The sequence below is a fragment of the Kitasatospora sp. NPDC029312 genome (assembly GCF_055569215.1).
Map to the genome: position 1 here is coordinate 27,499 of NZ_JBVHXY010000043.1, position 16,424 is coordinate 43,922.

Sequence of the window (16,424 nt, forward strand, 5' to 3'; positions counted from 1 at the left end):
TGGGCGATCGCCTCCCTCGCCACCAGAATCAACCGGTCCCCCCCCCCCCCCCCCCCCCCCCCCCACCTCTCCCCCCCCCCCCCCCCCCCCCCCCCGCAGCCGTAGCCGGGTGGGGCCACGGAGTAGGGTGCGGCCAGAGTCGTCTCAGTGAGGTGCGGTCTCGATGCTCGATCGAGGTGTGATTCTCCCCAGCTCCTTCCAGGTCGCCCGGGCCCTGGCCGCCACCCGCGTGCTGGAACCCCCGGACCTCGCGGACGCCCTGGAGGTCCTCCACCGCGACCCGGTCGCCAACGCCTTCGTCGCCACCCGGGTCGAGGCCGTCGGACTGGACCCGTGGCGGCTCGGCGGGGAGATGTGGGGCTGGTACGACCGGTCGGGGGTGCTGGACGCCCTCTGCTACGCGGGCGCGAACCTCGTCCTGGTCAACGCCGGACCGGAGGCCGTCGCCGCCTTCGCCGAGCGGGCCCGGCGGCAGGGGCGGCGCTGCTCCTCGATCGTGGGGCCGGCCGAGGCGACCGCCTCCTTCTGGGCGCTGCTCGAGCGCAGTTGGGGGCCGCCCCGTGAAGTCCGGGGCCACCAGCCGTTGTTGGCGACCTCCACGCCCTCGGCGGAGATCGCGCCGGATCCGCTGGTGCGGAGGGTGCGGAGCGACGAGGTCGAGACGCTGATGCCCGCGTGCGTGGCGATGTTCACCGAGGAGGTGGGGGTGTCGCCGCTGGCGGGGGACGGTGGGCTGCTCTACCAGGCCCGGGTGGCCGAACTCGTCTCCACCGGACGGTCGTTCGCGCGGTTCACGGACGACGGGCAGGTGGTGTTCAAGGCGGAGATCGGGGCCGTGACGGAGGGGGCGTGCCAGATCCAGGGGGTCTGGGTGGCGCCGGAGTACCGGGGGCGGGGGCTGTCCGAGACCGGGATGGCGGCGGTGCTGGACATCGCGCTGCGGGAGGTGGCGCCGGTGGTCTCGCTGTACGTCAACGACTTCAACCTGCGGGCGAGAGCGGCGTACCGGCGGGTGGGGTTCCGGGAGGTCGGGGCGTTCATGAGCGTGCTGTTCTGAGGGCTTCCGTCGGCGCCCGCGCGGTCGTCGCGGGCCGGGTTCTGATCTTCGGCCGCACCGCCGGGCCGCTGGTAGTAACGTCCGGAGCATGGATCAGCTGACCGGGGTGACGATCGAGGCCATCGACCTTGCGGCCTGGGCGCCGCAGGCGCTGGAGGTCCAGGCGGTGGCGTTCGGGCTCACGCCCGAGGAGGTCGCGGTACGGCTGCACATCGTGGGGCGGCATGCCGGGCAGCCCGGGGTGATCGCGTTCGGCGCGATGAGCGGGGGGCGGCTGGTCGGGTTCGGGTACGGCATGCCGAACCGGCGGGAGCACTGGTGGAGCACGGTCATCGAGCCGTACCTGGCCGCCCGGGGGCACGGGGACTGGCTGGACGGGGTGTTCGCGGTCACCGAACTGCACGTGCTGCCGGAGTTCCAGGGGCAGGGCATCGGGACCGGGCTGATCCGGAGGCTCTGCGAGGCGTCGGGGCTGGACCGGAGCATCCTGTCGGCGATCGACGCGGAGACGCCGGCGCGGCGACTGTACCGGGCGCTGGGGTACCAGGACTTGGCCCGGGCGGTGCGGTTTCCCGCCACGGACCGGCTGTACGCGGTGATGGGGGCACGGTTGCCGCTGCGGGGCCCCGGGGGCGGGCGGGTCTAGGAGACGGGGGCGCGGGCCTTCGGGTTCTGCTAGGAGAGGTGCCCCGCGAACTCCAGGTAGAGCTCGGCGTCCTCGTGGCGGCCTGCGGTGAGGGAGCGGACGGCCAGGTCCACCGAACGGAAGAGGGTCCAGCCGCGCAGGCGGTCCTGGTCGACGTCGAGGGCGTCGGAGAGCTGGTGGAGCCGGCGGCGGAGGGCGGCGGGGGCGCCGGGGGAGCCGAGCAGGCTGTCGGCGCGGTCGAGGGCGAGCCGGGCCAGGTCGTAGGCGCGCTCGCCGGCCAGCGGGCGGGGGTCGATGGCCAGCCAGGGGGCGCGGTCGGCGGCCAGGACGTTGCCGTGGTGGAAGTCGCCGTGGAGGAGGAAGGTCTCGGTGGCGGAGGCGGCCAGGGACTCGGCGGTGGCCAGCGCCTCGTTGATCAGGGGCTGGGCGGCGGCCGTCGCGGGGTCGTCGCCGTGCCGGGTGAGGTCGAGGACGCGGGCGGCGGTGTCGGCGACCCGGCTGGCGAGGGCGGGGTAGGGGGTCGGCGGGACGGGCAGCTCCACCCAGAGGCGGTGCAGCAGGCTGGTGGCCTCCAGCATGGCCTTCGGCTCGGCCAGCGAGCGCAGCGGGATCTCGCCGTGGAGGCGTTCCAGCAGTAGGACGCCCTCGGCGGGGTCCGCGTCGAGGAGGAGGACGGCGCCCCGGCCGGCCCAGTGGGCGAGGGCGGTGTGCTCGTGGGCGGTCTCGGGGGTGACCAGGCCGGTCTTGAGGACGGCGGGGGAGAGGTCGTCGCGGTGGACGTACGTGATCAGGCTGAGGCTGCCGCCGGGGTCCAGGGTGCGTTCGGGGGTGAGGTTCCACCGGGTCAGATGGGCGGCTGCCCGGGCGGGGAGGGTGGCCAGCCATTGGCGGCCCGCTTCGCCGTGGGCGGCGGCGACGCTGTTGGACAGCCAGGTGGGGATGGGGACGTGGGGTGGGTTTCCCGACATGCCTGGCCTTCCGGGTGGTGTGGTCCTTGGGGGGCGTGTCCATTGTCGGGGATGGAGGGGGAATCGCTGGTCCGTGGCACGGCAGGTGTTCGTGTGGCGGGAGGGTTGCCCGGTGCGGCGGTCAGGGTCGGCCCGTCACCGTGGTCGCCGTGGGGGTGGGGACGGGTTCCGGGATGCCGGGGAAGGGCGCGTCGAGGGCGCCCCAGCGGTGGGCGCGGCGGGCGCAGTCGCGCAGGGCGGTGGCGGCGGTGGGGCGTTGGGCGCCGGGGAGGGCGGCGACGAGGTCGGCGTAGACGGCGGTGAGCCGGGTTTCGAGGTGGGCGGCGAGTGCGGTGGCGGCGGGGGCGTCGGTGACGGGGAAGGGAAGCTGGTAGCCGCCGGCGGCGGGGGTGGGGGTGGCGCCGAGGGTGGTGAGCAGGCGTTGCCAGGTGTCGCGCTGGGCCTGGTGGGCGGCGTAGGCGGTACGGGCGTCGGCGCGTCGTTGGTCTTCGGGGAGGTGGGCGCCGACGACGCCGTAGCCGTAGACGGCGGCGTGTTCGGCGCTGAGGGCGTTCTGCAGGGCGGCTACGGGGGAACTGCCCGGGGCGGCGGGCGTCGGGGGGGTGGTCGGGGCGGGCTGGTCGACGCCCTGGTCGGTCGGGTCGAGGGCGGTGGCGTGCAGGGCGTTGGAGGTGGCGACGGAGGCGAGCAGCCGGGCCAGGGGCGGCCGGGCGGCGCCGAGGTCGGCGAGGTGGGACTGGGCGGTCCGGTGCTCCAGGGTGGCCAGGGCGGCCGGAGTGGTGGGGGTGGCGGCCGCCGGGGGCGTGGTGGGAGGTGCGGCCGGGGGCACGGATGCGGCGGGGATGCCGTAGGCGAGGGCGGCGCGGTGCTGGGCGGTGTCGGCGCGGAGGGGACGCAGCAGGGTGGTCTGCGCGCCGGGGGCGGCGAGGGCGCTGTCGTAGCCGGCCAGCAGGGTGTCGGTGGCGGCGAGGGCGCGCAGGCGGACCGGGAGGTCCGGGTCGGGGCCGGGGCGTTTGTTGCCCGGCATCACGTCGCCGTTGGGGTCGACGTCGGTGGAGTCGGTGCAGGCGGTGGTGAGGGTGATCAGTCCGAGGGCCAGGAACGTCCGTCGGCTGTGCGGCTGCATCGCGGTCACTCCGGGGCGTGGACGGGAGGACGGCCTCCCCGCCTGCCCTCGTGGGCCTGAATCCTCGCAGAACCCTCACGATCGCGGGTGGGCGTCCGGGATGAGCGGGTGGATGTGAGCTTGCTCGCAGTGGGTGGCGTCCGACCGGTCGGGGGTGGACCGGAATCGGTGGTTGGGGGCTTCACCGGCTAGGCTTTGGGCCGAGCTGCCGTGACCCGGTGTGCGCCCGTGGGGCGCGGAGGGTGCGGGGCGACCTTCCGACAACAGCAGACGCGGCCGAGGAGTCCACCCGGATGAGCACCACCCACACCGACCGGCTGCGCGCGTTGCTCGAGCCGCTGGCCGCGCAGGCCGGACTGGACCTGGAGGACGTCAAGGTCACCAAGGCGGGCAGTCGCCGGCAGGTGCAGATCGACGTCGACACCGACGGCGGCGTGGACATGGACGCCATCGCCGAGTTCAGCCGGGTGGTCGGCGAGGCCCTCGACGCGTCCGACGTGATGGGCGAGGAGCCCTACCTGCTGGAGATCGGTTCGCCGGGTGCGGAGCGTCCCCTGGTCCTGCCCCGGCACTGGCAGCGCGCGCAGGGCCGGCTGGCCAAGATCCACCTGGCTGACGGCGGGGAGATCGTCGCCCGGGTGCTGGAGGCGGACGAGGACGGCGCGCTGGTCGAGGTGCAGCCGGTGAAGGGGCGCGGCCGTCCCAAGGAGCGCCGCCTGGAGTACGGCGAGGTGGCCCGGGCGCGGGTCCAGGTGGAGTTCAACCGCAAGGACGACGAGAAGCTCCTGGACGAGGCCGACCTCGACGACGCTGCCGACTTCGACGAGGCCGACTTCGACGAGGCCGCCGACTCCGACGAGGGGGACGACGGCGCCGAGTGAGCCCGGCCGCCGCAGGACCATCATGAACGTGACGAAAGACGAGGAGGCGTAGCCGTGGACATCGACATGAGTGCCCTGCGCACGCTGGTCAACGAGAAGAACATCCCCTTCGACCTGCTGGTCGAGTCCATCGAGTCCGCCCTCCTCACCGCGTACCACCGCACCGAGGGCTCGCGCCGCCGGGCCCGGGTGCAGCTGGACCGCAAGAGCGGCCACGTCACCGTGTGGGCCATGGAGGACCCGGCGGAGCTGGACGAGGGCGTCGAGCCGAAGGAGTTCGACGACACCCCGAGCGGATTCGGCCGGATCGCGTCCAGCATCGGCATCCAGGTGATGATGCAGCGCCTGCGCGACGCCGCGGACGACCAGACCTTCGGCGAGTACGCGGGCAAGGAGGGCGACATCGTCACCGGTGTCGTCCAGCAGGGCAACGACCCGAAGAACGTGCTGGTCGACATCGGCAAGCTGGAGGCCATCCTGCCGCCGCAGGAGCAGGTCCCGGGCGAGGACTACCGGCACGGTACCCGGCTGAAGTGCTACGTGGTGGCGGTGCGCCGCGGGGTTCGCGGGCCGTCGGTGACGCTCTCGCGCACCCACCCGAACCTGGTGAAGAAGCTGTTCGCGCTGGAGGTCCCGGAGATCGCGGACGGCAGCGTGGAGATCGCCGCGATCGCCCGTGAGGCCGGCCACCGGACGAAGATCGCGGTCTGGTCGCGCCGCGCCGGGTTGAACGCCAAGGGCGCCTGCATCGGTCCGATGGGCTCCCGGGTGCGCGCCGTGATGGGCGAGCTGCACGGCGAGAAGATCGACATCGTCGACTGGTCCGAGGATCCGCGCGAGATGGTGGCCGCCGCGCTGTCCCCCGCACGGGTGACCAGTGTGGAGATCGTGGACGCCGCCCAGCGCTCCGCGCGGGTGATCGTCCCGGACTACCAGCTGTCGCTGGCGATCGGCAAGGAGGGGCAGAACGCCCGCCTGGCCGCGCGTCTGACGGGCTGGCGGATCGACATCCGGCCGGACACCGAGGGCCAGGCCGAGGAATCCCCGGCCCACTAGTCAGTGTTGTCCTCGGCGTCCCCGCGGTCCTCCGGGATCCACGGGGCGACGCCATGTCGCTTCGGAGGGGTAGACTTGCCTTCGTCTGGCCGGACGCATGTCCGAGCACGCCCGGAACGCACCTGCGTGGGCTGCCGCAAGCGCGCGGCCAAGCACCAGCTGTTGCGTGTCACGGCGGTCGAGGGCGTCTGCGTCCCCGATCCCCGTGGCGCACTCCCGGGCCGGGGCGCGCACCTGCACCCCGATCCGGCCTGCCTCGACCTCGCGGTCCGCCGTCGGGCGTTCCCCCGGGCCTTCCGGCTCCAGGGCGCGCTCGACACGGAGCGGCTCCGCGAGTTCATCGAGGAGCGGGTAGGCGGGGCCTCCTAGACGGGCCACCTCCCGCGACAGCCGCCGCCCAGTGCGGCGGAGAACCACCGCAACAAGCACGGCGTGCGGGCAGCCGCGCGCCGCGCCACCAGTCAGGTACCTCGCGATGTGGAAGTAGGTCGAGATTGCGATGAGCACTCGATGAGTACGCGATGAGTACGCGATGGGTACGCCCATGAAGTAGCGACAGTCCGGCGGACGAGACCCCCGGACTCATAGACAGGAGTGAAGTGGCTAAGGTCCGGGTTTATGAACTCGCCAAGGAGCTTGGCTTGGAGAGCAAGGCCGTCATGGCCAAGCTGACCGAGCTCGGCGAGTTCGTCCGTTCGGCGTCCTCGACGATCGAGGCGCCGGTCGTGCGCAAGCTGACTGACGCGCTTGGCGTGGCCCCCACCGGTGGTGGCGCCAAGCCTGGCCCGCGGAAGACCGCGGCGCCCCAGCCCGCGGCACCTGCCGCGGGTGCACCCAAGCCGGGTGCCCCGACCCCGGGTCCGCGCCCTGCCGCGGCCCCTGGTCCCCGTCCCACCCCGGCCGCCGCGGCTCCCGCCGCGCCGGCCGCCCCCGCCGCCCCGCGTTCGGGCGCGCCGACCCCGGGCCCGCGCCCGGCCGCGCGTCCCGCCGCTCCGGCGGCCCCGGCCGCGCCCGCGGCCGAGTTCTCCTCACCGGCTCCGGCCGAGGCCCCGCGTCCGGCCGCCCAGGCCCCGCGTCCGGCCGGTCAGACCGGTCAGACCGGTCAGGCCGGCGGCGGTGCCCGTCCGGGCCCGCGTCCGGCCGGCCCGCGTCCGGGCAACAACCCGTTCACCTCGGGCAGTGCGACCGGCATGGCCCGCCCCGGCGACCGCCGTCCGGGCGCGCCGGGTGCCCGTCCGGGTGCTCCGGGCGCGCAGGGCGGCGACCGTCCGCGTCCCGGTGGCGACCGTCCGCGTCCGGCCGGTGCGCCGGGTGCCGGTGCGCCGCGTCCCGGTGGTGACCGTCCGCGTTCGGCCGGTGCGCCGGGTGCCGGTGCGCCGCGTCCCGGTGGTGACCGTCCGCGTTCGGCCGGTGCGCCGGGCGCCGGTGCCGCCCGTCCGGGTGGCGCCCCCCGTCCCGACGGCATGCCGCGTCCGGCCGCGCCGCGTCCCGGCGGGCCGACCCCGTCCGGCATGCCGCGTCCGAACCCGGGCATGATGCCGCAGCGTCCGGCCGGCCCGCGTCCGGGCCCGGGTGGCCGCGGTCCGGGTGGCCCCGGCGGCCGTCCGGCCGGCGGTCCCGGCGGCGGCGGCGGTGCCCGTCCCGGCTTCCAGGGCCGTCCGGCCGGTCCGGGCTCGCGTCCGGCCGGTGGCGGCTTCGGCGGCCCGCGTCCGGGTGGCGGTGCTCCGGGTGGTGGCGGCGGCTTCGGCGGCCCGCGCCCCGGCGGCTTCGGCGGTCGTCCCGGCGGCCCGGGTGCCCGTGGTGGCACGCAGGGCGCCTTCGGTCGTGGCCCGGGCGGTCGCCCGGCTCGCGGTCGCAAGTCGAAGCGGGCGAAGCGCCAGGAGTACGAGGCCATGCAGGCCCCGTCCGTCGGCGGTGTGATGCTGCCTCGCGGCAACGGCCAGACCGTTCGCCTGTCGAGCGGCGCCTCGCTGATGGACTTCGCGGAGAAGATCAACGCCAACCCGGCCGCGCTCGTCTCCGTCATGTTCAACCTCGGTGAGATGGTCACCGCGACGCAGTCGGTCTCCGACGCCACGCTGCAGCTGCTGGCGGACGAGATGGGCTTCGTCCTGGAGATCGTCAGCCGGGACGACGAGGACCGCGAGCTGCTGGAGTCGTTCGACATCGACTTCGGTGCCAACGAGGGCGACGAGGACCAGCTGGCCCCGCGCCCGCCGGTCGTCACCGTCATGGGTCACGTCGACCACGGTAAGACCCGCCTGCTGGACGCCATCCGCAAGTCCAACGTGGTGGCCGGCGAGGCCGGTGGCATCACCCAGCACATCGGTGCCTACCAGGTGGTCACCGAGGTGAACGGCGAGCAGCGTCCGATCACCTTCCTGGACACCCCGGGTCACGAGGCGTTCTCCGCCATGCGTGCCCGTGGTGCCAAGTCCACCGACATCGCGATCCTGGTGGTCGCGGCCAACGACGGTGTCATGCCGCAGACGGTCGAGGCGCTGAACCACGCCAAGGCCGCCGGTGTGCCGATCGTGGTCGCCGTCAACAAGATCGACGTCGAGGGCGCCGACCCGACCAAGGTCCGCGGTCAGCTGACCGAGTTCGGTCTGGTGGCCGAGGAGTACGGCGGCGACACCATGTTCGTCGACATCTCCGCGCGCCAGGGCCTGCACATCGACCAGCTGCTGGAGGCCGTGGTCCTGACCGCGGACGCCTCGCTGGACCTGCGGGCCAACCCCGAGCAGGACGCGCAGGGTATCGCCATCGAGGCGCACCTGGACAAGGGCCGCGGCGCCATGGCGACCGTGCTGGTGCAGCGCGGTACGCTCCGCGTCGGCGACTCGATCGTCGTGGGCGACGCCTACGGCCGCGTCCGCGCGATGCTGGACGAGAACGGCAACAGCCTCTCCGAGGCTGGCCCGTCCCGCCCGGTGCTGCTGCTCGGTCTGACCTCGGTGCCCCGCGCCGGCGACAGCTTCATCGTCGTCGACGAGGACCGCACCGCCCGTCAGATCGCCGAGAAGCGCTCGGCCCGCGACCGCAACGCCGCCTTCGCGCAGCGTCGGGTCCGGGTGTCCCTGGAGGACCTGGACAAGGCCATCGCCGCCGGCTCCATCGAGCAGCTCAACCTCATCATCAAGGGTGACGTCTCCGGTTCGGTCGAAGCCCTCGAGGACGCCCTCGTCAAGCTGGACGTGGGCGAGGAGGTCGAGCTCCGGGTCCTGCACCGCGGTGTGGGTGCCATCACCGAGTCCGACGTGGACCTGGCGATGGGCTCGGACGCCATCATCATCGGCTTCAACGTGCGCGCCGAAGGCCGTGCGCGCACCGCGGCCGAGAAGGAAGGCGTGGACGTCCGGTACTACTCGGTCATCTACCAGGCGATCGAGGAGATCGAGAACGCCCTCAAGGGCATGCTCAAGCCGGAGTACGAGGAGGTGCGCCTCGGCGCCGCGGAGGTCCGCGAGGTCTTCCGCTCCTCCAAGTTCGGCAACATCGCCGGTGTCCTGGTCCGCGAGGGCCTCATCCGCCGCAACGCCAAGGCCCGCCTGCTGCGCGACGGCAAGGTCGTGGCGGAGAACCTCACGATCGAGGGTCTGCGCCGCTTCAAGGACGACGCGACCGAGGTCCGCGAGGGCTTCGAGGCCGGTGTGACCCTGGGGTCGTTCAACGACATCAAGGTCGAGGACGTCATCGAGACCTACGAGATGCGCGAGAAGCCGCGCGCGTAGTCGCTGGTCACCGGGGCCGGTCGACGGGTGTATTTCCGTCGACCGGCCCCGGTCTCGCTGTGTAGGGTCCTGGTAGACCGGCCCGGTTCCGGGCCGTGCTTCCCGAGGCCTTCCAGGTCGGCGAGACCTGTCACACATGTTCGTGGGAACACTCACCTTCGACCTGCTGCTGGGCGACGTCCACTCGCTCAAGGAGAAGCGTTCGATCGTGCGGCCCATCGTGGCCGAACTGCAGCGCAAGTACAGCGTGTGCGCTGCTGAGACCGGGAACCAGGATCTGCACCGCCGGGCCGAGATCGGCCTCGCGGTGGTGTCCGGCGACGCCGGGTACGTCACCGAGATCCTGGACAGCTGTGAGCGGTTGGTCGTCGGCCGCCCCGAGGTGCAGCTCCTCTCCGCGAGGAGGAGGTACCACAACGACGACGATGAATGACCGCTGTGGAGGGTGCCGACGGAAGTCGCCGTTCTCACACAGATCAGGAGCCAGAGCGCCCGCAAGGCCGGGCGCGGGCCGGTACTTTGGGGCGTGGGCCCCGACGGGTGGCAGCTCACCCGGGTACCGGGCCCACTGCACGAGGAGGCAACGTGACCGACACCGCAAGGGCGCGCAAGCTCGCCGACCGCATCCAGGTGGTCGTCGCCCAGACCCTGGAGCGGCGGATCAAGGACCCGCGGCTGGGGTTCGTGACCATCACCGACACCCGGGTGACGGGCGACCTGCGCGAGGCCACCGTCTTCTACACCGTCTTCGGTGACGAGACCGAGCGCCAGGCCACCGCGGCCGCGCTGGAGAGCGCCAAGGGCGTGCTCCGCTCGGAGGTCGGCAAGCAGACGGGGGTGCGCTTCACCCCGTCGCTGACCTTCGTCGCGGACGCGCTGCCGGAGAACGCCCGGAACATCGACGACCTGCTCGACCGGGTCCGCTCCTCCGACGCCGCCGTGCGCACCCAGGCCGCGGGGGCGACCTACGCCGGAGAGGCGGACCCGTACCGGGTGCCGGCGGCCGAGCGTGACGACGAGGACGAGTAGTCATGGCGGGTGAGCCGGCTCAGGCCGCCTCGCGAGCCGGATCGACCACGGGGGCGTTCTCCACCAGCACGGTGGAGGGTGCCCTCGCGGCGCTCCCGGGGCCGCGCGCCGAGGAGAGCGGTTTCGAGCTGCTCTGGCAGCAGGTGGTGGCGGAGATCGGGCGGGCCCGCTCGATCGACCTGATCTGCCACATCTGCCCGGACGGCGACGCGCTGGGCTCCTCGCTGGCGGCGGCGCTGGCGCTGCGCGGGCTCGGCAAGCAGGTGCGGGTCTCCTTCGGCGACGACCCGCAGATCGTGCCCGAGTCGCTGGCCTTCCTGCCCGGCCAGGAGCTGATCGTGCCGGCCGCCGAGGTGCCGGACGTGCCCGAGCTGGTGCTCTGCTTCGACGTGGCCGCGCAGAGCCGGCTGGGCCTGTTGCACGACAAGGCCTTCGCCGCGCCCGTCCTGGTGGTGTTCGACCACCACGCCTCCAACCCGGGCTTCGGCACCCACCAGCTGATCGACCCGACCGCGCCGGCCACCGCCGTGCTGGTCGACGAGCTGCTGCGACGGCTGGGCGTGGAACTCGACCAGGAGCTGGCCACCTGTCTGTACACCGGGGTCGCGACCGACACCGGCTCCTTCAAGTACCGGGCCACCACGCCCGCGACCCACGAGCTCGCCGCCCGGCTGCTGGCCACCGGCATCCGGCACGACCTGATCTCCCGACAGCTGTGGGACACCTCCTCCTTCGGCTACCTCAAGGTGCTCGCGGCCGCGCTCGACCGGGCCGTCTACGAGCCGGACGCGGCCGGCGGGCTGGGCCTGGTGTGGACCTGGGTGCCGTACCAGGACCTGGCGCTGTTCAGCGTGACGGTCGAGGAGATCGAGGGGCTGATCGACATCCTGCGCCGGCCGGCCGAGGCCGAGGTGGCGCTGGTCCTCAAGCAGGACCCGGACGGCACGCTGCGCGGCTCCTCGCGCTCCAAGGGCGCGGTGGACGTCGCCGCCGCCTGCGCCGGACTGGGCGGCGGCGGGCACGTCTTCGCGGCCGGGTTCAGCGCCCGGGAGGACGTGGCCACGGTGGTCGAGCGGTTCCGGAGCGCGCTGCGACCGGTACGTTGACCCTCTGCTGGGGTTTTCCGAAGTTTTCAGAGAAAGAACTCGATGAAGCGCAAAGGCACCGGCCCGGACGGCCTGGTGATCGTCGACAAGCCCGAGGGCATCACTTCGCACGGGGTCGTCGCCAAGATGCGGTGGCTGGCCGGGACACGGAAGGTCGGGCACGCCGGCACGCTGGACCCGATGGCCACCGGCGTCCTGGTGATCGGCGTCGAGCGGGCCACCCGGCTGCTCGGCCACCTGATGCTGACCGCCAAGACCTACGAGGCGACCATCCGGCTCGGCCAGACCACCGTCACCGACGACCGGGAGGGTGAGGTCACCTCCTCGACTCCGGCCGACGGCGTCACCCGCGAGGCGATCGACGCCGGGATCACGGCGCTCACCGGCGAGATCATGCAGGTGCCGTCGAAGGTCAGCGCGATCAAGATCGACGGCAAGCGGTCGTACGCCCGGGTGCGCGAGGGCGAGGACTTCGAGCTGGCGGCCCGGCCGACCACCATCCACTCCTTCACCGTGCACGGGCAGCGTGCGGCGGTCGCCGAGGACGGGACGCCCGTGATCGACCTGGACGTGACCGTGGAGTGCTCCTCCGGCACCTACATCCGGGCACTGGCCCGCGACCTCGGCGCCGGCCTGGGCGTCGGCGGACACCTGACCGCGCTGCGGCGCACCAAGGTCGGGCCGTACGGCGTCGAGTCGGCGCGGACCCTGGAGCAGCTGGAGGCCGACGTCACCGGCGAGTCCGCCACGGGCCTGGAGGTGCTGCCGATCGCGCAGGCCGCGGCGGCCGCCTTCCCGCGCTGGGACCTGGACGAGGACTCGGCGCAGAAGCTCTCGCACGGCGCGCGGCTGAAGGCGCCGGGGCTGGGCGTGGACGGGCCGATCGCGGTGTTCGGGCCGGACGGGCGCTTCCTGGCGCTGGTCGAGGAGACCGGCGGCCAGGCGAAGCCGGTGGCGGTGTTCGTCGGCTGAGCCGCCGGCACCATCGGCGTCACGATCGGCGTCACGATCGGTGAAACCCCTCGTCGGGAGAGAGCGACCTCCCGGCGGGGGGTTTCACCGTTCCGGGCTCCTCACTCGAACAGGGGGTCACCCGCGCGGGGGAGCGCGAGAGGTGAACGACCGTGGTGAGCGGCGCGTGAGCGGTCCGGCCGCCGCCCCGGCGGGCAGGCTCCCGGCGGCGGCGAGCGACGGTCGAAGGGGCACACATGCCGGGGTTTCTCGAGGGCGATCCGGGGCGGCACCTGCTGCGGATCCGGGACCTCAACGGGCGGCTGCACGGCTTAGGGTTCGTCGCCGACCCGCAGGGCGGCGTGCTGACCGCCCACGAGAGCGTGGCGGGCCTGGCCCGGGTGGTGCTGCACACCCCCGGCGGGCAGACCCGGGTGCTCGGCCCGGACGCCGTGCTGCCGCTGCCCGAGCACGGCCTCGCCCTGCTGCGGACCGATGCGGTCGGCGGCCTCCCGGTGCCGCCGCTGCCGGTGGCCGCCGTGGGTGCCGGGCACGAGGTGCTGCTGCCCGCGCTGACCGGGCAGGACGAGCGGGTGGCCGCGCTGCGCTGCGGGCTGCTGGGCGTCGCCGGCGCGGTGTACGGCGGGCACCCGCTCGCCGGGGTGCTGCTGCTGGACGTGCCGCTGGACGGCGGGATCGCGGTGCCGCCCGGCACGCCGGTGCTGGACGCCCGCAGCGGCGCCGTGGTCGCGGTGGCCGCGCCCGGCCTGCGCGGCCCGCAGTACGGCGGGGCGCTGCCGGCCGTTCCAGCCGGCGGCGGCCGGGTGGTCGCCGAGGCGCTGGCGGAGCTGCTGGCGCGCAACGCGGCGGCCGTGCCCGCGTACGGTCCGGCGCTCAACCTGGCCGGGGTGCTGCGGCTGACCGCCGCACAGCTGGCCGCCGCCGGGGCCGGGCCGGACCGGGTGGCCGGGCTGGCCGCCGACCGGGTGGACCGGCCGGACGGCCTGAGCGGCGAGGAGCTGACGGCGACCGTCACCGCCCTGGTCGGCGCCCCCGGCAGCGGGCGCTCCACCGAACTGGCCGCGCTGGCCGTCCGCCGCTCCGGCGCTGCCCGGCCGCTGCCCACGCTCTGGCTGCGCGGCGCCGACCTGCGCGCCGAGGACCGCTCGCTGGCCGAGCCGGTGGAGCGGGCCCTGGCCGCGGCGGCGGCCGAACTGGGCACCCCGGCGCCCGCGCCCGAGCCGGTGGCGGCGCTCTGCGCGGCGGCCGGGCGGCCACTGCTGGTGGTGCTGGACGGCCCCGAGGAGGCCCCGGCCGACCTGGGCCCGCGCTGGCTGCGCGGCGCCGGGCAGTGGCTGACCGGCTGCGGTGCGCGGCTGCTGACCGCCTGCGGCGAGGAGGTCTGGGAACGGCTGGCGGCCGAGCCCTGGGGCAGCGGCGCGGACGGCCTGCGGCACCTGGCGGAGCCCGGCCCGGACGGGGATCTGAACAGCGCCCCCACGATCCGGATGGACGGCGCCGGCCCCGGCGCGCCGAGCCTGGCCGGGCACCGACTGGGCCCGTTGCCCGCCGAGGCGGCCGAGCGGGTGCGCCGCCGCTACGGACTGCCACCGGGCCGCCCGCCCGCCGCCGAGGACGCCCGGCACCCGCTGGCCGTCCGGCTGGCCGGGGAGCTGTGGGCGCAAGGCCTGCACGACCAACCGGTGCGCCGCAGCGAGCTGTTCGGCGCCCACCTGGACCTGCGCTGCCTACGGGTGGCCCAGCGGCTCGCCGGGGACGGCCGCCCGCGCCGCCCGGGCGCACACCGCAAGGGCGCCGCCCGGCCCGCCGGGCCGGGGCACGGGCGGGTGCGGCGGCTCGCCGCGGCGGTGGCCGGGCGGGTGCACGAGGCGGCCCGGCGGATGCTCGGCGGGGAGCCGGGGGGCCTGCGCCGGGAGACCTTCGAGGAGCTGTTCCCGGCCGACGGCGGCTGGGCCACGGCGGTGCTCGCCGAGGGGCTGTTCGTCCCCGCCGGGCCCGGGTACCGCTTCACCCACGGCGAGTTCGCCGACTGGCTGCAGGGCCAGCACCTGGACCTGGACGCGGCGCTGCGGCTGCTGCTCGGCGAGGCCGAGGACACCCCCGCCCCGCCCGCCGCCGGGGCGAACTCCGTCCCCCGGCACCGGATCGGCCCGGTCGCCGCCGCGCTGCGCCGGGTGGCCGAGACCTGGGGCGCCCCCGCCCTGGACCCGTGGCTGCACCGGATCTGGCGGGCCCTCGACCTGCGCCCCGCAGGCAGCGAACCGGCCTGGTGGGCGGCCCGGTTGCTCACCGCCGGACTGGCCGCCAGCCCCGACCCGGCCGAACACCGCGCGCTGCTGGAGCAGTTGGCCGGCCGGATCGCGGAGCGGGCCGCCGCGGCGGGCGGTTGGGAGGCACTGGGGGGACCGGGCCGCTTCGGGCCGGCCTTCTGGACCGGTCTCGGCCTGCCCGTCGAAGCCGAACTCGCGCTGCTGCGCCGGCTGGTGGTCGCCGACGGCCCGGGGCGGCGCTTCCTCGACGCGGTGGCCGAACGGCTGCGCGCCGACCCGGTGGCGGTCTTCCCGCTGCTCTGCGCCTGGTTCGACGACCCGCGCGGCCTGCCGGGCCTTCCCGGCGGGAGCGTCGCCGACCTCGCCCACGACCTGCTGTACGCCCACCGGTGGCTGGCCCTGGACGAGTTGGCCGACGCGCTGGCCGACGCCGCGCACCCGAGGGCGGACGCGCTGCTGACCGTGCTCGCCGCCGAGGAGCCGTCCGCGCTGTGCCGGGCGGTGGACCGCTGGAGCCACGACCGGCGGCCCGAACGGCACGTCGCCGCCGCCGTGCACGCGCTGCGGACGGCGCCGTACGCGGCCGGCGCCGGGGCCGAACTGCTGCGGTTCACCGCGCTGACCCTGCTCGCCCGCGAGGCTGAGCCGGGCCTGCACGGCGCCGCGCTGGCCCTGCTGGTCGGGGACGCGGCGACCAGGGCAGAGCACCTGGACGCCGCGCTGGCCCGCTACCGGGCCGGCGGTGACGCCTTCCTCACCCCGTGGGCGCTCGCCCCCGCTTTGGAAAGCGACCCGGAGCCCGTGCTGGCCGCGCTCGCCGACCGGTTGGCGGCCCCCGGCGCGGCCACCGCCGAGACCCTCTGGGTGCTCGCCGACGCCCAGGCCCCGGCGGCCGCCCGGCGCAGCGCCGAACTGGCCGCCCGGCTGCTGCGCCGACAGCCGGAGCTGGCCGGGCCGGTCGCCGTCGACTACCTCGGCCGGAAGCTGGCGCGGGCCGCCGTCGACGGCCCGGCGGCCCGGCTGGAGCTGCGGGTGCTGCTCGGCGCCGCGCTGGCCGCCCCCACCTCGGCCGCCCGCCGGCCGTTCGCCGAGGTGCTGTCCGTGCCGGTGGCCGATCCGGCGGCGGACGCGCTGCGGTGCGAGCTGCTGGACGCCCTGCTCGCCACCGAGACCGACCCGGAGGTGCTCACGGCCGCGGTGGCGGGCCTCGCCGAGCACTGCGCGGCCGAGAACCCGGCGCGGGTCCGCGCCGTGCTGGCCCGGGCGACCCCGGCGCTGGCGGACGCCGACGAACTGCTGGTGCGCTGCGCCGGGCGTTCGGCCGCCTTCGCCCAGTTGCTCGCCCAGTGGCCGCGGGACGCCGCGCCGACCGCCCCGGACGGCCCCCGGCTGGCCCGGATGCGGGCCCTCGTGGCGGCCGGACGCGATCCCCAGTACGCCGCCGCCGAGGCCGAGCGGACCGTACCCGCCCGGGCGCCGCGGCCATCGGTGCCGTCAACCCCCATTCCGGTGCCGGAGCCGGGGCAGGCGCATGGCACGCTATAGGGGTTCGGGTATTGAGCGTTTGAGCGTACCGAGG

General features: G+C 75.1%; 13 protein-coding genes. 11 read left to right on the plus strand and 2 right to left on the minus strand.

Features of this window, described 5'->3' with window-relative positions:
* The first annotated feature begins 163 nt into the window (after positions 1-163).
* Together ACZ4WV_RS28370 and ACZ4WV_RS28375 are read left to right on the plus strand one after the other, a co-directional pair.
* Positions 164-1,057 (plus strand): GNAT family N-acetyltransferase, encoded by an 894-nt coding sequence (locus ACZ4WV_RS28370; protein WP_465751474.1) that lies wholly within the window; start codon positions 164-166, stop codon positions 1,055-1,057.
* Between the two features lie 88 nt (positions 1,058-1,145).
* Complete coding sequence (locus tag ACZ4WV_RS28375; RefSeq protein ID WP_465751475.1) at positions 1,146-1,703, plus strand: GNAT family N-acetyltransferase; 558 nt, start codon at positions 1,146-1,148, stop codon at positions 1,701-1,703.
* 29 nt (positions 1,704-1,732) lie between these two features.
* Here ACZ4WV_RS28375 and ACZ4WV_RS28380 read toward each other — a convergent pair whose 3' ends face one another.
* Entirely contained in the window at positions 1,733-2,671 is a 939-nt protein-coding gene (locus tag ACZ4WV_RS28380; protein WP_465751476.1) for an aminoglycoside phosphotransferase family protein, read from the minus strand.
* A 121-nt stretch (positions 2,672-2,792) separates the two neighbouring features.
* Positions 2,793-3,797 (minus strand): ferritin-like domain-containing protein, encoded by a 1,005-nt coding sequence (locus ACZ4WV_RS28385; protein ID WP_465751477.1) that lies wholly within the window; start codon positions 3,795-3,797, stop codon positions 2,793-2,795.
* A 293-nt stretch (positions 3,798-4,090) separates the two neighbouring features.
* On the opposite strand from ACZ4WV_RS28385, the gene rimP reads away from it, so the two are divergent.
* The 9 genes from rimP (at position 4,091) to ACZ4WV_RS28430 (ending at position 16,390) form a co-directional block, all read left to right on the plus strand.
* A complete protein-coding gene (gene rimP, locus ACZ4WV_RS28390) occupies positions 4,091-4,678 on the plus strand; it encodes a ribosome maturation factor RimP (protein WP_465751478.1) in 588 nt (195 codons plus the stop codon).
* A gap of 54 nt (positions 4,679-4,732) precedes the next feature.
* Positions 4,733-5,734 (plus strand): transcription termination factor NusA, encoded by a 1,002-nt coding sequence (nusA, locus tag ACZ4WV_RS28395; RefSeq protein WP_465751479.1) that lies wholly within the window; start codon positions 4,733-4,735, stop codon positions 5,732-5,734.
* A gap of 126 nt (positions 5,735-5,860) precedes the next feature.
* Positions 5,861-6,103, plus strand: a complete 243-nt coding sequence (locus tag ACZ4WV_RS28400; RefSeq protein ID WP_465751480.1) for a YlxR family protein — start codon at positions 5,861-5,863, stop codon at positions 6,101-6,103.
* Between the two features lie 230 nt (positions 6,104-6,333).
* The gene (gene infB / locus ACZ4WV_RS28405) at positions 6,334-9,468 is read left to right on the plus strand and encodes a translation initiation factor IF-2 (protein WP_465751481.1); all 3,135 of its coding nucleotides are present in this window, start codon (positions 6,334-6,336) and stop codon (positions 9,466-9,468) included.
* Between the two features lie 136 nt (positions 9,469-9,604).
* Positions 9,605-9,901 carry a DUF503 domain-containing protein gene (locus ACZ4WV_RS28410; RefSeq protein WP_465751482.1) on the plus strand — a complete coding sequence of 99 codons (297 nt, stop codon included), beginning with the start codon at positions 9,605-9,607 and terminating at the stop codon, positions 9,899-9,901.
* A 152-nt stretch (positions 9,902-10,053) separates the two neighbouring features.
* Positions 10,054-10,497: a 30S ribosome-binding factor RbfA gene (gene rbfA / locus ACZ4WV_RS28415; protein WP_465751483.1), complete on the plus strand. Its 444-nt coding sequence runs from the start codon at positions 10,054-10,056 to the stop codon at positions 10,495-10,497.
* A gap of 2 nt (positions 10,498-10,499) precedes the next feature.
* On the plus strand, positions 10,500-11,603 hold the full coding sequence (locus tag ACZ4WV_RS28420; protein ID WP_465751484.1) for a DHH family phosphoesterase: 1,104 nt from the start codon (positions 10,500-10,502) through the stop codon (positions 11,601-11,603).
* A 42-nt stretch (positions 11,604-11,645) separates the two neighbouring features.
* Positions 11,646-12,575 carry a tRNA pseudouridine(55) synthase TruB gene (truB, locus tag ACZ4WV_RS28425; protein WP_465751485.1) on the plus strand — a complete coding sequence of 310 codons (930 nt, stop codon included), beginning with the start codon at positions 11,646-11,648 and terminating at the stop codon, positions 12,573-12,575.
* Positions 12,576-12,811: 236 nt separating this feature from the next.
* A complete protein-coding gene (locus ACZ4WV_RS28430; protein WP_465751486.1) occupies positions 12,812-16,390 on the plus strand; it encodes a serine protease in 3,579 nt (1,192 codons plus the stop codon).
* Positions 16,391-16,424: the final 34 nt, after the last annotated feature.

What these genes read in the sequence shown, in the direction of transcription:
- ACZ4WV_RS28370 (WP_465751474.1), top strand. Translation starts at nt 164, where the DNA reads ATGCTCGATCGAGGTGTGATTCTCCCCAGCTCCTTCCAGGTCGCCCGG.
- ACZ4WV_RS28375 (WP_465751475.1), top strand. Translation starts at nt 1,146, where the DNA reads ATGGATCAGCTGACCGGGGTGACGATCGAGGCCATCGACCTTGCGGCC.
- ACZ4WV_RS28380 (WP_465751476.1), bottom strand. Translation starts at nt 2,671, where the DNA reads ATGTCGGGAAACCCACCCCACGTCCCCATCCCCACCTGGCTGTCCAAC.
- ACZ4WV_RS28385 (WP_465751477.1), bottom strand. Translation starts at nt 3,797, where the DNA reads ATGCAGCCGCACAGCCGACGGACGTTCCTGGCCCTCGGACTGATCACC.
- rimP (WP_465751478.1), top strand. Translation starts at nt 4,091, where the DNA reads ATGAGCACCACCCACACCGACCGGCTGCGCGCGTTGCTCGAGCCGCTG.
- ACZ4WV_RS28410 (WP_465751482.1), top strand. Translation starts at nt 9,605, where the DNA reads ATGTTCGTGGGAACACTCACCTTCGACCTGCTGCTGGGCGACGTCCAC.
- ACZ4WV_RS28420 (WP_465751484.1), top strand. Translation starts at nt 10,500, where the DNA reads ATGGCGGGTGAGCCGGCTCAGGCCGCCTCGCGAGCCGGATCGACCACG.
- truB (WP_465751485.1), top strand. Translation starts at nt 11,646, where the DNA reads ATGAAGCGCAAAGGCACCGGCCCGGACGGCCTGGTGATCGTCGACAAG.
- ACZ4WV_RS28430 (WP_465751486.1), top strand. Translation starts at nt 12,812, where the DNA reads ATGCCGGGGTTTCTCGAGGGCGATCCGGGGCGGCACCTGCTGCGGATC.